12 protein-coding genes are annotated in these 14,470 nt (G+C 58.9%); 5 read left to right on the top strand and 7 right to left on the bottom strand.

Annotated features, from left to right (window positions below; all coding sequences use genetic code 11):
* Window positions 1–132: 132 nt before the first annotated feature.
* The 5 genes from ACR0LX_RS14810 to ACR0LX_RS14830 are packed head-to-tail and all read left to right on the top strand — an operon-like array spanning window position 133 to window position 6,451.
* A complete protein-coding gene (locus ACR0LX_RS14810) occupies window positions 133–1,971 on the top strand; it encodes an ABC transporter ATP-binding protein (RefSeq protein WP_480784371.1) in 1,839 nt (612 codons plus the stop codon).
* Complete coding sequence (locus ACR0LX_RS14815; RefSeq protein ID WP_480784372.1) at window positions 1,968–3,800, top strand: ABC transporter ATP-binding protein; 1,833 nt, start codon at window positions 1,968–1,970, stop codon at window positions 3,798–3,800. Before ACR0LX_RS14810 ends, ACR0LX_RS14815 begins: the two co-directional genes overlap by 4 nt.
* A 39-nt stretch (window positions 3,801–3,839) precedes the next feature.
* Window positions 3,840–5,069: a class I SAM-dependent RNA methyltransferase gene (locus ACR0LX_RS14820; protein WP_480784373.1), complete on the top strand. Its 1,230-nt coding sequence runs from the start codon at window positions 3,840–3,842 to the stop codon at window positions 5,067–5,069.
* A 20-nt stretch (window positions 5,070–5,089) separates the two neighbouring features.
* Entirely contained in the window at window positions 5,090–5,875 is a 786-nt protein-coding gene (locus tag ACR0LX_RS14825) for an ion transporter (RefSeq protein ID WP_480784433.1), read from the top strand.
* A gap of 57 nt (window positions 5,876–5,932) precedes the next feature.
* Window positions 5,933–6,451 carry a L,D-transpeptidase family protein gene (locus ACR0LX_RS14830; protein ID WP_480784374.1) on the top strand — a complete coding sequence of 173 codons (519 nt, stop codon included), beginning with the start codon at window positions 5,933–5,935 and terminating at the stop codon, window positions 6,449–6,451.
* On the opposite strand, the gene ACR0LX_RS14835 is transcribed toward ACR0LX_RS14830, so the two are convergent.
* From ACR0LX_RS14835 to cysQ, 7 genes are all read right to left on the bottom strand, one after another.
* Entirely contained in the window at window positions 6,435–7,880 is a 1,446-nt protein-coding gene (locus ACR0LX_RS14835; RefSeq protein ID WP_480784375.1) for a sulfotransferase family 2 domain-containing protein, read from the bottom strand. The two genes, ACR0LX_RS14830 and ACR0LX_RS14835, sit on opposite strands and share 17 nt — an antisense overlap.
* A gap of 6 nt (window positions 7,881–7,886) precedes the next feature.
* Window positions 7,887–9,587 (bottom strand): DUF5927 domain-containing protein, encoded by a 1,701-nt coding sequence (locus tag ACR0LX_RS14840; protein WP_480784376.1) that lies wholly within the window; start codon window positions 9,585–9,587, stop codon window positions 7,887–7,889.
* A complete protein-coding gene (locus tag ACR0LX_RS14845) occupies window positions 9,584–10,570 on the bottom strand; it encodes a glycosyltransferase family 2 protein (protein WP_480784434.1) in 987 nt (328 codons plus the stop codon). The genes ACR0LX_RS14840 and ACR0LX_RS14845 overlap by 4 nt, the downstream gene beginning before the upstream one ends.
* Window positions 10,571–10,742: 172 nt before the next feature.
* Window positions 10,743–11,837 (bottom strand): glycosyltransferase family 2 protein, encoded by a 1,095-nt coding sequence (locus ACR0LX_RS14850; protein WP_480784377.1) that lies wholly within the window; start codon window positions 11,835–11,837, stop codon window positions 10,743–10,745.
* Window positions 11,797–12,780, bottom strand: a complete 984-nt coding sequence (galE, locus tag ACR0LX_RS14855) for a UDP-glucose 4-epimerase GalE (protein ID WP_480784378.1) — start codon at window positions 12,778–12,780, stop codon at window positions 11,797–11,799. Before galE ends, ACR0LX_RS14850 begins: the two co-directional genes overlap by 41 nt.
* Window positions 12,777–13,577: a 3-deoxy-manno-octulosonate cytidylyltransferase family protein gene (locus tag ACR0LX_RS14860; protein WP_480784379.1), complete on the bottom strand. Its 801-nt coding sequence runs from the start codon at window positions 13,575–13,577 to the stop codon at window positions 12,777–12,779. Before ACR0LX_RS14860 ends, galE begins: the two co-directional genes overlap by 4 nt.
* The gene (gene cysQ, locus ACR0LX_RS14865; RefSeq protein WP_480784380.1) at window positions 13,577–14,374 is read right to left on the bottom strand and encodes a 3'(2'),5'-bisphosphate nucleotidase CysQ; all 798 of its coding nucleotides are present in this window, start codon (window positions 14,372–14,374) and stop codon (window positions 13,577–13,579) included. The genes ACR0LX_RS14860 and cysQ overlap by 1 nt, the downstream gene beginning before the upstream one ends.
* Window positions 14,375–14,470 lie beyond the last annotated feature (96 nt).

Consider the following 14,470-nt stretch of genomic DNA (forward strand, 5'->3'; position numbering starts at 1 on the left):
CATGGATGGAGGAATGCGAATGTATTACGGGATCTGGTTCGGCTAAAGCCAGGGCACTTTCCCCGTAAAGGGTGGTGTTTTGGCGCCATTCTTCTTCGCATGTCTATTTTCCGCTCAATCGGAGCAAACTCCATGTTTCGCTATTTCGAAAACCTCGTTGACCCATTTGTCGCCTATCGTGAAACCGATACGCCGCCGACACAACTGTGGCCATTCATGCTGGATTACTCCCGTCCGTTCTTTCGGGTGTTCTTCTGGGCGGGGCTCATTTCCATCGTGGTCGCGGCTGTCGAGGTTGGCCTGATCTACTATATGGGCCGTGTCGTTGACCTGCTGACCGGCCCTCCGGCCGAGGTTTGGCAGGCGCATGGCACCGAGTTGCTGTGGGTTGCCGCGTTTGTTCTGTTGCTACGCCCCTTGCTGCACATCGTGGACGTGCTGCTGCTGAACAATACAATTCTGCCGAACTTCGGCACGCTGATCCGCTGGCGGGCGCATAAACATGTGCTGCGTCAATCGGTTGGCTGGTTCGAAAACGACTTTGCCGGGCGGATTGCCAACCGGATCATGCAGACACCGCCGGCGGCGGGCGAGGCCGTGTTTCAGGTGTTTGACGCGATCTCGTTCTCGATTGCCTATATGATCGGCGCGGCGATCCTGCTGATGGCGGCGGACCCGCGTCTGCTGTTGCCGTTGCTGATCTGGTTTGCGCTCTATGGGCTGTTGGTGCGGTGGACCGTGCAGCGTGTCGGGCCAGCCTCGCAGGCGGCTTCTGACGCGCGCAGCGCGGTAACAGGCCGGGTTGTGGACAGCTATACCAACATTCATTCCGTCAAAATGTTCGCTCACGCCGAGCAAGAGCTGGACTATGCCCGTGAGGCGATCGAGGAGACCCGGCGCACGTTTCAGGTTGAAATGCGGATTTTCACGATCATGGATGCGGCCCTGGTCAGCTTGAATGGCCTTCTGATCGTCGGCGTGGTCGGCTGGGCGATTGTTCTGTGGATGCAGGGCAGCGCCTCGGTCGGTGTGGTCGCTGCTGCGACGGCGCTGACGCTGCGCCTGAATGCCATGACCGGGTGGATCATGTGGGCGCTTACCAGCTTCTTCCGCGAGCTTGGCGTGGTCGCCGAGGGGATGCAAACGATTGCCCAACCGATCGACCTGCTGGATGCCCCTGCCTCCAAACCCCTGCAACTTGGTGAGGGCCGTATCGAAATTCGCGATCTGTCGCATCACTATGGGCGAAAGACCGGTGGACTGGATCATATCGATATGACCATTCACCCCGGCGAAAAGATTGGCCTGATCGGGCGTTCGGGGGCGGGAAAATCGACTCTGGTTAAGCTGCTTTTGCGGTTCTACGACGTCGAACAGGGCGCGATCTTGATCGATGGTCAGAACATCGAAAGCGTCACGCAGGACAGTTTGCGCAGCTGTATCGGTATGGTTCAGCAGGACAGCGCGTTGCTGCACCGCTCGGTCCGCGACAACATCCTGTACGGGCGTCCGGATGCCACCGAAGAGCAGATGATCGCCGCCGCGAAGCAGGCCGAGGCGCATGAATTTATCCTTGACCTGCAGGACCCGCAGGGCCGCACCGGGTACAACGCGCATGTCGGTGAACGGGGCGTCAAGCTGAGCGGTGGTCAGCGGCAGCGGGTCACGCTGGCGCGGGTCATTCTGAAAGATGCGCCGATCCTGCTCTTGGATGAGGCGACGTCTGCGCTAGACTCCGAGGTCGAAGCTTCGATTCAGGAGACGCTCTACGGCATGATGCAGGGCAAGACCGTTATCGCCATCGCTCACCGCCTGAGCACCATCGCGCAGATGGATCGTATCCTCGTGATGGATAGCGGTCGCATCGTCGAGGAAGGGGCACATGCCGACCTTTTGGCGCAGGGCGGCCTATACGCGCAGTTCTGGGCGCGGCAATCAGGTGGCTTTATGAACCCGGAGGCCGCTGAATGAGACTTGCCGATCTGATCCAACCTTTCAGATCCACCGAAACGCCCCCGCCGCAAACGCTGGGGGCGTTTATCCTCTGGTGCCTGTCGGGGGCGTGGCCCATGCTGTTTGCAGCGGCATGTTTTTCAGCCATTGCCGGTGCGATGGAGGCAGGTACCGCCTGGATTTTGGGCCGCGTGATTGACATCGCCACAGCCAGCGGGCCCGAGCATTTCCTGACCGTCAGCAACCTTTGGAAGATCCTGGGCGCGGTCGCATTTTTCATGCTGCTGCGCCCGCTCTTGTTCGGGCTGTCCTCGGTATCGAACAACTATATCGTCATGCCCAATATCCCGCCGCTGGTGTTGGCCAAGTTGAACCGCTGGACCATGGGTCAGTCGGTGACATATTTCGACGACGATTTTGCCGGGCGGATCGCACAAAAGCAGATGCAAACTTCAAGCGCGATGACGCAGGTTGTGTCCGAGACGATCAGCGCGATCGTTTTTGCTCTGGCCTCGCTAGCCGGATCATTGCTTTTGTTAGGGTCTATTCACCCTCTGGTGATGTTGCCTTTCGCTGCCTGGCTTGTCGTCTATTTCCTTCTGGTGCGGTGGTATCTGCCGCGTATCAGGCTGCGCTCGGCCGCGCGCGCGGGGGCGCGGGCGATGGTCACGGGGCAGGTGGTGGATACGATCACCAATATTAAGACGGTCAAGCTGTTTGCGCATTCTGCGTTCGAGGATCAGGCGGCCCGGGATTCAATGGTCGAGCTGCGCGAAAGGTCGCTGGACTTTGGCAAGCTGTCGGCCAGTTTCCGGTTCATCCTGATGACCCTGGCCGGTGTCCTGCCGGTGCTGCTGCTGGGCGCGACCCTGTTGCTGTGGCAGGCTGGAAGCGCGACCGCGGGCGATATCGTGGCCGCCGGAGCCGTTGCTGTCCGTATCTCGCAGATGACCGGCTGGGTCAGTTTCACGCTGATGGGGCTTTACGCCAATGTGGGTGAGATCGAAAACGGCATGAAGACGTTGACCAGACGCGATCGCGTCGAAGATACGCCGGGCGCGCCGACCCTGACCGTACCCGACGGAAGTATCGCGTTTCAGAATGTCAGCTTCGCATACGGGCGGGATGTGGGCGGCGTGGCCGATCTGACTCTGACGATACAACCGGGCGAAAAGCTGGGCATTGTCGGCGCGTCCGGTGCCGGTAAATCGACGTTGGTTTCGTTGCTGTTGCGGCTCTATGACAGGGAAAAAGGCGCTATTCTGATCGACGGTCAGGATGTGGCCGCGGTCTCGCAGGACAGTCTGCGCGCGCAGATCGGCATGGTCACGCAGGAAACCGCGATGTTCAACCGCTCGGCGCGGGACAATATCCTATACGGAGACCCGAACGCGACTGTGGAAGAAATGATCGCCGCCGCCCACAAGGCCGAGGCGCATGAATTCATCACCGACTTGCAGGACGCGCACGGGCGCAAGGGGTATGACGCGCATCTGGGCGAGCGCGGCGTCAAGCTGAGCGGCGGTCAGCGGCAGCGCATAGCTTTGGCACGCGCGATCCTTAAGGACGCGCCGATTCTGGTGCTGGACGAGGCGACCTCGGCGCTGGATTCCGAAGTTGAGGCGGCGATTCAGACAGCGCTGCATCGGGTGATGGAAGGCAAGACGGTGCTGGCCATCGCACACCGATTGTCGACGCTCAGTGAGATGGACCGGATCATCGTTCTGGAACAGGGGCGGATCGTCGAGAATGGTCCGCATAACGAATTGCTGGCACAAAACGGGCTATATGCCCGGTTCTGGCATCGCCAGTCCGGTGGTTTCATTCAAACCGAGGCCGCCGAATAAGGGTTTTGTTACTGCGCCCGGCCCGTTATCAGGCCAGCCATGACGCAGGACATCACCATTCTTCGCCTCGGCCATCAAGGCGACGGCATTGCCGACGGACCCATCTATGCGCCCCGGACCCTGCCCGGTGAGGTGGTTAGTGGTACGGTTGTCGGCAACTTGTTGACCGAAATTCGGGTTCAAACGCCCTCGGACCATCGGGTCACAGCACCGTGCCGACACTACAAGGCCTGCGGCGGCTGCCAGTTGCAGCATGCCTCGGACGAGTTTGTCGCGAACTGGAAGGTCGGGGTGGTGCGGACCGCGCTGTCGGCACAAGGGCTTGATGCGCCCATGCGTCCGATCCACACCTCACCCACAAAGTCGCGCCGCCGTGCCACGATCGCGGTGCGGCGCACCAAAAAGGGCACATTGGCCGGGTTTCACGGGCGCGCGTCCGATACGATCACCGAGATCCCGGATTGCCATCTTCTGCACCCTGCTCTGATTGACGCAATCCCCGTGGCCGAGGCGCTGGCCCTGCTTGGCGGCAGCCGCAAGGGCGTTTTGGCCGTAACATTGACCCTGTCCGAGACCGGACTGGATGTGTCGGTCAAAGGCGGCAAGCCATTGGACGGGCCTCTGGAATTGGCATTGGCCCAGGCAACCGAGCAATACGGGCTGGCGCGGCTGACCTGGGACCGAGAGGTTATCGCCATGCGTCACGCTCCACTACAGCAGTTTGGACCCGCAAAAGTCACCCCGCCGCCTGGCGCGTTTTTACAGGCCACAAAGGACGGTGAACAGGCTCTAACACAAGCTGTTTTGGAGATCGTCCAGGGTCGTAAACAGGTCGTTGATCTGTTTGCGGGCAGCGGCACGTTCTCGCTGCCGCTGGCGCAATCCGCCGAGGTACACGCTGTTGAGGGCGAGGCCGAGATGACGCAGGCGCTGGATCAGGGCTGGCGCATGGCGCAGGGGTTGAAGCGGGTGACGACCGAGGCCCGTGACCTGTTCCGCCGTCCGCTGATGCCGGATGAACTCAAACGCTTTGACGCGGTGGTGCTGGACCCGCCACGTGCCGGGGCCGAGGCGCAGGTGACCGAGCTTGCCCAGGCCAAACCGCCAGTCATCGCATATGTCTCGTGCAATCCGGTCACTTTCGCGCGAGACGCAAAAACTCTGGTTAGTGCAGGTTACACACTTGAATGGGTACAGGTGGTTGACCAATTTCGGTGGTCGTCGCACACGGAACTGGCAGCCAGTTTCCGGCTGGCGAAAAAACAATGATCGAACGGGAAGGGGCCGGAATGGGGTTCAGGCAACGGGTGCAGGGATTTGTGGAACATCCGGGTTTTGCTCGTTTCATCACGGGCGTGATTCTGGTCAACGCCGTGCTTTTGGGCATGGAAACCGCGCCCAGTCTGATGGAGCGTTTCGGCCCGGCCATTGTCTTTCTCGACGGCATTTGTCTTGCTATCTTCGTGGCCGAGATCGTGATGAAGCTGTTTGCGACCAGACACCGGTTTTTCACCAATGGTTGGAATGTCTTTGATTTCATCATCGTTGGTATCGCGCTGATCCCGGGTGGAGGAGGGCTGTCGGTTCTGCGGGCGCTGCGTATCCTGCGGGTTTTGCGCGTCATTTCGGTCGCACCGCGGCTGCGCCGGGTGGTCGAAGGTTTCATCTCGGCCTTGCCGGGCATGGCCAGCGTGTTCCTGCTGATGGCGATCCTGTTCTATATCGGCGCGGTGATCTCGACCAAGCTGTTCTCGTATTCCTTTCCCGACTGGTTCGGCGATCTGGGCCTGTCGGCTTACACGCTGTTCCAGATCATGACGCTGGAAAGCTGGTCAATGGGCATCGTACGCCCGGTGATGGAGGTCTACCCCTACGCCTGGTTGTTCTTTGTTCCGTTCATCATGGTAACCACCTTTGCGGTCGTGAACCTGTTGGTTGGCCTGATCGTTAATTCGATGCAAGACGCGCACCATGCCGAGGATGAGGTCAAGACCGATGCCTACCGTGATGAGGTGCTGGAGCGGCTGGAAAGCATCGAACGCCGCATCGTCCAGCTGGAGCACAGCAAAAAGTGATTTCAGTTTTTCTGATTTTTGGCATAATGCAGAAAAAAAGAAGCAGGCAGTGAAAACATGGATCGTCGAGCATTTGGATTAGGGGCAATGGCCACGCTGAGCCTTTCGGCATGTGCCTCAGCAAACCCCAGATTTCTCAGCTATAACGGGCCCGAGGTGACCTCGTTGGTCATCAACAAGGGCGCGCGTAAAATGTATCTTCTGCATAACGAGAAGATACTGAAGGAATACAAGGTTGATCTGGGCTTTGCCCCGGCTGGTACCAAGACCCGCAAGGGCGATGGCCGGACGCCCGAAGGCACTTACCTGATCGACCGCCGCAACCCGCGCAGCAGGTATCACCTGTCGCTGGGCATTTCCTACCCAAATATGGAAGACCGCGCCAATGCCAAGGCCGCGGGCGTCGATCCCGGTGGGGATATATTTATCCACGGTCAGCCCAATCGCCGTTCGGAACGCAAGCGCGCCAAAAAGACCTCGGATTGGACGGCCGGGTGCATTGCGGTCAAGAATGACGAGATGGAAGAGATTTATTCCATGGTCAACGAAGGCACAGTTATCACCCTTCGTCCATAGGCGGCTCCCAATCGTCAAACCCGAACTGAACATAGTCGCGCTGGTAGGTTTTTCGCGCCAGCGCTTCAAGCTTGGCGTCGTAGATCTGCGCCAGCGTAAAAGGTGTATCGGGGTCTTCGGGTATCGGTTGCGGCGGATGGCTATGCCCGATCAGCCGCGCCAGATCGGGTAGGGCCGTTGCAAGGTCCTGCTCGCGCAGGATCAGATCGGGCAACGCAAAAGAGGCCATCCCCTCAAGCATCTGCGCCTGCGCACACCACAACCCGTCCACCCGGATCGGGGTCTGGCCGCTGAGGATGCTTTGCAGAAACTCCACAAAGGCCGAAAAAGCAGCATAGTGCTGGTCCCGCGTATAGCTTCCTTCTTCGACCTCGGCAGGGATCGGCAACTTGTACCGGTTGCGCATCATGTTGCGAATCTTGACGTAAGCGCCGGGACCTGTGCTTAGAATCTTCGTGCAGAAAACACTGTGCGCACGCGCCAACGGATGCCGTAGCACGGTGAACTTTCGGTGCCCGGAATTGGACTGCATCCAGCGTCGCACCTGTTTCTGGCTACGCTCGGTCAACAGATCAGTGGGTTTTGCCCCGTCCAGCTCCGCAAGCCATTGCGTAACCGACGCCTCTGGCCCGCCCCGAACTGGCAGATACATCAGCGGCGATCTGGGCGCGCAGACATGGCGCGCCACGGCGGGGCCCCGGCGGGGCTCGAAGTTCGGGACCCGGTGCAGATTGAACCGGTCAAGCCCTGAGACTGCTGTTTCGACATCCTCGGGGTTGCTGACTTTGGACAAGGCAGGCGCGGGGTTCTGACGCCGCAGATGTTGTTCCAACCCCTTCAGTCGCGCGCTGACCCCCAGCCATTTGGCCAAGCCGTTGAGGATATCCAGATCGTTCAGGTCGTCATAGCTGATGTAGAACGGTGTCTGCCCGGTCTTTTGCATATGGTTCTGGACCCGCAGAAGGAACGCGGTGCGGTGGTTGACCTCATCTGCGAACTCATCGGCGTCGAAGGTGATCTTTTCATCGCGCCGCTGTTTGATATTCACCAGACGCCATTGTTTCGTCGCAACGGCGATCTTCCACGAAATGTAGCTGTCCAGCGGATTGCGCGTCAGAATGATCTTAGCACAGCGAGGGTTTTCCAATGCGGGCTCCAAGACCCTTGGATCATGGGTGCTGAAGAACCGGAAACCGTTCAACTCACCCGGTGCGTCGCGGATCGCGTCGATCAGCGCAATCGGATCGGGGTCGCGGGTTTCGGGGGTAAAGCCCAGCATCTCGGACAGTTTTGGCAGGCCGACGAAGTAAGGATTGAACGCCTCGCCATAGCAGGTGACACCGTTCAGCGCATTCAGGTGCTGTTCCAACAGGTTCGAGCCTGTGCGCATATCCGCCAGCACGATGAAATAGTCGAAATCCGGTGTCATCGCGCCTTATTTCACAAGATAGGGTTTGCGGAACGGTTTGCTCTGCGCGCCAAACACATCATCAACCGGAAAGTCCCCCATCAGATAGGGGTGCATCCCCTGGTTCTTCAGGTTTTGCAAAAATTTACCGAACCCGGTCAAATCCACCATTGTCGGCGCTTCGGTCACATGGCTGGGCTGTGACGTACCGATATCGTCGATCACGGCCTGCAAAGGCTCCATAGGAGCTTCGACAAATTCCGCCATTGACCAAATACGGATGTCAGCCTTGTCGCTGAGCGTGCTGAGCGTCTTTATCTGCTTGGTTTCAATCTGTTGCAAACGCGCGGCTTCGGCGCGGATGTCGGCAAAGTTCAGGTTCGACCGGAACAACGAAACCGCCCAGGCACCGGTAATGACCGAGATCTGAGCATTCTTGTCACGCGCAAAAAACGTGTTGATCTTCTGACAATCCGCCGGTCCGTACTGGAAACACTGACGCTCGCCCCGGGTGTTCCAGATCAGGTTGGTCAGGAACGCTTGCGGATTATAGTCGCGCAAGGTGGCACAATCGCTTAGCGCACCGTTCAGCATGGTTTCATTGCTGGCAAACATCGCACGATCCGGTGCAAAAAGGTGACCATGGACGCGGGCGCCGGTGGCGTTGGTCAGCCACGGCTCAAAATCCTCGAACAGTTCCGAGAATCCCTGAAGAACCGAGTAGGGGTGGGCCGTCAGGCCGCAACCGGTATTTGTATGGGGAAACCGGCTTTGATTGTACAATCCGTCCCGCCCGCGAATGCGCCGCTCGACGGCCTTGGCGAACAGCCGGTCGATTTTGCCCGGATTGGGTTCGGCTGGCTTCATGGCACCGGCCTGTGTTGTTAAGAACGCCTGATACAACCTGTCAGCACCCGGCCAAACCTTGCGTGCGACAAAACAATCCGAGCGGCGCAGCACCTGCAGGTGATCGTCGTAGAACATATGCGGCCGCCCCTGATAGTCGAATTTCGACAGGGTCAGTGACCGACTTTCGATATGGGTGGAATACAACCGCGCCAGCGTTTGAAAATAGCTTTCATCGGGTATCCAGACCTTCTGAAAATAGCGATCGTAAACCTTGCGCTTGGGATCCTGCAGGATTGCCGACAGGGTCTGCCGCGTCAGGCACCACCATTGGCTGCCCATATGAGGAACCAGCCCCTCGGGGATCGAGCGGCGGATGCCCAGCGCCCGTTGCAGTCGCACATAGGTATCAAACAGCCTGCGGTGTTTGCGCCATGAAAATGGAAACCGAAGGGTAAAGCGTTCAAGATCCAGCCCGCCGATAGTCCAGGTCACGTCGCGGGTGGTTGCGCTTTCGATGAAATCGACGCGTTCCCGATCGGCCAGGTACCGGATCAGATCCTCGACAGGCCGCAAGGGCAGACACGCGCCCGAAGACAGAAAGACATGGCGCACGTCAGGAAACCGGTCCAGCAACAGACCAGCAGCCGACTGTGAGGCCGCGACGATGCCCCACCGCCCCCAATCGCAGACATGACGTTCCGAAAACTGGATGAGTGGATCATCCCCGCAGCTGTTCACGAAGCGGGCAAAATCGGGTCTGGGCACCTTGCGATCCACATGGATCACAACGGGGCATCCGGATGCGGTCCAGTGGCGGGCTACCTGCTCGACCCGGTCCAGCGCCGTATGAACCAGCATGACGATGCCCAGGCTGCTCATGCCCAGTTTCCCTTGGACATAAGCCCCAGAATTTCAAGCTGTCGCCAGTTGATGTATTTCTCGGACCACTTGTTCCAGAATACCGGCCGCGTCTCAAGCTGCTGGGCATAGGCGCGATATTCGCCCGATGCGCGGTAATGCTGACCGCGCGCCATCTCTTCTTGGGCCTTGTCGCCCAGGGTGTCGATTAGCTTGGCGTGTAACAGCGCGCCGCTCGTTTTTTCGCCACCCTTCTGTTCATAGACCTGATTCAACCCTCGCGGCAGCAGCGCGTGGGTCGAACTGACATAGGTGTAGCGCCGGTTCCACTTGACCAATGGGATCTTGTTAAGCGCCGGAGCGGTTTTCGGAGAGTCCTGGAAAAACACGCGACTGCGCGGGCCGCCTTGTATCCAAAGATTGCCGTAGGCCGGATTGCGCGAAATCATGTAGTTCCCGGCATCGAACCACGGCGCAATCTCGAACGGGTCCTGCCCCTCGTGATAAGGCGTCTCCTCGATCGGGCCGCGGGGGTACATATCAATCAGCATGGTGCCGAAGCTGCGAACGCCGGTATCGTCCAGCCAATCTGTCAGCGCCCCGATGGGTCGGGTGTCGCAGAACGGGTAGACAAAGAACTCGTCCGGGTCGACGGTCAGAACCCAATGACCATGGGCATGGCTGCGCAAAAGATAGTTGACCCAATCAACCCCGAATGTGGCTCGCTTGTAGCTTGCCCTGGCCCGCCAGAGCGAGACATCCGTCTGCTGCGCCAGAAACTCGGCAGAGCCGTCATCGCTGTTGTTGTCGACGAACAGAAAATGCCTGACCCCCAGCTTGCGGTAATAGTCCAGAAAATGGGGCAGGCGGATTTTCTCGTTGCGAATGACGCTGGTCAAAAGCACGTCATTTCGGCGGATTGCAGATGTATTGTTTCTGACCGACACCAGTTCGCGCCGTTTTCGGATACAACGCAAAAGACGGCGCTTGCGCCGCAATCTCATGCGATAGGAATCCAAAAGGCTCACGCGACTGCCCTACCCTTTTTACGCGAGCTTGCCCGGAAAGTGGCTGATAGCTGAGTGGTGCCGGACAATTAACGTTTTATGACATCTTTGCACTTTGCGAGGCAACGGGTTTAAATCCGGTATACTTCCCCCCTGCGGCGCTTTGGCATCAGACAGAGTCAACGTCACCCGCTTGCATCAGGCCCAATTCGACCAGTTGCGCCCAGCCTTCGAACCGAACCGAGTTAGGCGTCCAAAGATCGGGCGCGTCTATGATGCCGTCGTAATATGACCGGAACCTTTCGGGGTCGTGAAAATGCTGTCTTCGTGTCTTTTCGACGCGGGATTTTTCGGTGACTTCGGGCAGGAACTTTGTGTGCAGTAACACGCCTGACAGCGCGCTGCCCCCAGGTCCGTCATAACAATAGTTCAGGTGACGAGGCAGCGCTGAATGGCACGAATTCACATAAGCAAAGCCAGCTGACCACCGCGCAAGCGGGATTTTGTTCAGAGTTGGCGAGCGGACCGGGCTGTCCTGGAAAAAGACCCGCTCCCGCACGCCGCCCTGCACCCAGAGGTTGCCTAAAGGCTGCTGCCTTTGCGCGCGGTATGGTCCGCTGTCGAACCAGCAACACAGTTCCGTCGGGTCTGTTTCTGGATCGTAGGATTGAGACCCCAGCGGACCCTTCGGATACATATCCAGCATCAGCGCACCAAATGCCTGCTGCCCGTACGCGTCCAGCTTTCGCGTCAGATCGGTGAGTGATCGGCTTTCGTGATCGGCGTAGATCAACAGTTCATCTGCATCGACCATCAAGGTCCAGTGCCCGCTTCCATAGCGCATTTGCAGCCAGGTTATCCAATCCAGTCCAAAGCGTGCTGCACGATAGCTGGCTCCGGTTTGCCACAGAGACACATCCGGTTGGTCTTGCAGATACTGGGCTGTTCCGTCGTCGCTGTCATTATCGACGATCAGAAAATGCGACACGCCCAAGCGCCGGTAATGGCGAAAGAACCACGGCAATCGGGTTATTTCGTTCCGCATCGTCGAAAAGGCAAGAATGGCGTCGGTGGTGATCTGATCGGTGCGGTCGTGCAGACACGTAAGTCGGCGGCGGCTGCGGAAAGATCGCCACAGCAGCCGTTTACGCTTGAGGCGCAGCTTGTATTTCTGCGTCAAACCCAGTGGCGGCGGGCTTTGACTGGGCGGCGTCACCGCGCGATCACTTCTGATACCCGCCGGATTGATGCCAGCGCCAGGCATCGGCGATCATAGTCTCTAACGTTGACTTTTCCGGCGCCCAACCCAGCTCGCGCCCGGCCCGGGTGGACCCGGACACCAGACGGGTGCAATCCCCCGCCCGGCGTGGCCCGATGTCGTAGGGAACCGCCCGGTTGGTTACGGTGCGCGACTTCTCGATGACCTCCATCACCGAAAATCCCGAGCCGGTGCCAAGGTTGAACACGCGGCTACCCTTGTCTTGTTCCAGCCAGTTCAGGCCGAGGAGATGCGCGTCCACCAGATCGCAGACATGGACATAGTCGCGAATGCAGGTGCCATCGGGCGTGTCGTAGTCGGTGCCGAAAACCGTCAGCCCGTCGCGTTTGCCGTCGATTGCGTCCAGCATCAGCGGCACAAGATGGGTCTCGGGCTGGTGAAACTCACCCACTTCGCTGTCGGGGTCGGCTCCGGCAACGTTGAAATATCGGAAGATCACGTGCTTCAACCCATGCGCCGCGTCGAAGTCGCGCAAAATGTCCTCGATGGCGCGTTTCGAAGCGCCATAGGCATTCAGGGGCAATTGCGGTGTGTCCTCGTCCAGCACCACATTGTCATGTTCGCCATAGGTTGCGCAGGTCGAGGAAAACACAAAGTTCAAACACCCCGCCGCGACGGCGGCTTCTATCAGCGTCAGCGACCCGGTGACATTGTTCGACCAATAGCTGCCGGGTTCGGCCATCGCCTCGCCAACCTGGCTGAGCGCAGCGAAATGCATCACAGCGGCAGGCTGGTATTTGGCAAAAACCGCGTCCAGCCGCGCCCGATTTCGCAAATCGCCCTGTTCGAACGGGCCGAATTTCACCGCATCACGCCAACCGGTGACCAGATTGTCATAGGTAACTGGCGTGTACCCGGCCTGGGCCAGAGCCTTACAGGCATGCGAGCCGATATAGCCTGCGCCTCCGGTAACAAGAACGGTGGTCATTCCAGCCCCATCGCGGCCATCATCTCTTCGATCTTGTCGACATCCTGCGGGTTGTTCAGCTCCCAGAACTGGCGGCCCTTGGCTTCGACTTCGACGCACAAGACCTTGCGACCGTTCTCCATGAACCGAAGCTGCTCCAGCCCCTCCAGGGTTTCCAGCGGACCAATAGTCCAATCGGGATAGGCAGCAAGGGCGTCGGGCCGATAGGCATAGACGCCAACATGATGAAAGACCGGTGTCTGAGCGGCACTGTCATAGGTTTCAGCCGTGAACGGGATCACCTCTTTCGAGAAATAAAGCGCGCTGTGATCGTTGCCGAACACCGCCGTTGTCCCCCCGACGCGGCCATGTTTACGATCGTTCAGCAGCCCGTTTAGCGCATCACCGTCGCAACGCAGAACCGGCGTGGCGACACCGGCGTCAGGTGCGGCGCGCAAGCCCGCGATCAGGTCTTCGATAAACCAATGCGGGGTCAGCGGCGCATCGCCTTGAAGATTCACTACAATGTCGTGCCCGCCGCCCAGTGCGGCGTGGGTTTCGGCGCAACGTTCGGTGCCATTTCGGCAGGTGTCCGAGGTCATGACGACCTCTGCCCCGAACCCTTCGGACATGTCGCGGATGCGGTCGTCATCGGTTGCGACCACCACGCGATCAACGCCGGACACGGACATCGCGGCGCGCCAGGACCGTTCGATCAATGTCATCGTTTTTCCCGTTGCCCCGGTCAGCGGTACAAGCGGTTTGCCCGGATAGCGGGTCGAGGCGTATCGGGCTGGAATGGCGATCAGTACGGACATCAGGCTTCCTTCAACTCAACACCCGGAGCGTAGGCGATAAAGAACGGATTTGCATAGCCATCCTTGCCGTATTTCAGCGGCGTATGGTCATCAAAACGCACCACCTTGCCGCCAGCACCAGCCAGAACCGCGTGCCCGGCGGCAGTGTCCCATTCCATTGTGCGGCCGACGCGCGGATACAGGTCGGCTTCGCCGGTGGCGACGAGACAGAATTTCAACGATGACCCGGCGCTTTTGCTGTCACGCTGTTGATATTTGTTGATGTAATCCTCGGTCGCCTGATCCCGATGCGACTTGGAGGCGACAATCATTAATGCGGAATTGTCTGGTTTAGAGACTGATATCGACGTCAAATCTCCGGTCTGGTCCTTGTCCAGCGCGCCGGTCTCTTCGACCGATTGGCCATCGGGCAGCGTATAGAACATACGTCCCCGCGCCGGCGCATAAACCACGCCACGCGTTGGTACGCCGTTCTCGACCAGCGCGATGTTGACCGTAAAATCCCCGCGCCGGTTGACGAATTCCTTGGTTCCGTCCAGCGGATCGACGATCAGGAAAGTATCGCCCTTTTCGGAGTGCGAAGCCGCCTGTTCCTCGGTCACGAGCAATATATCGGGAAAAGCCGCACGCAGTCCTTCGGAAATCAGGGCGTCAGCGGCTTCGTCCGCTTCGGTCACCGGGCTGGCATCGGATTTGACCTTCACCTCAAAATCATCTGCATCGTAAATCTGCATGATCTTGTCGCCAGCCTGCAGGGCCAGGCGTCGAAGGACGGGGATAAGCGCGTCGTAGGTCACAAAAATGATCCGATCTTGTGGTTTGTTGATCCAAATTCCTGACGGCCTTATGCTGCGCCGGATACGGAACGGCAAGAATTTCGTGTCAGATTGACG

The organism is Ruegeria sp. CH11 (assembly GCF_056537105.1).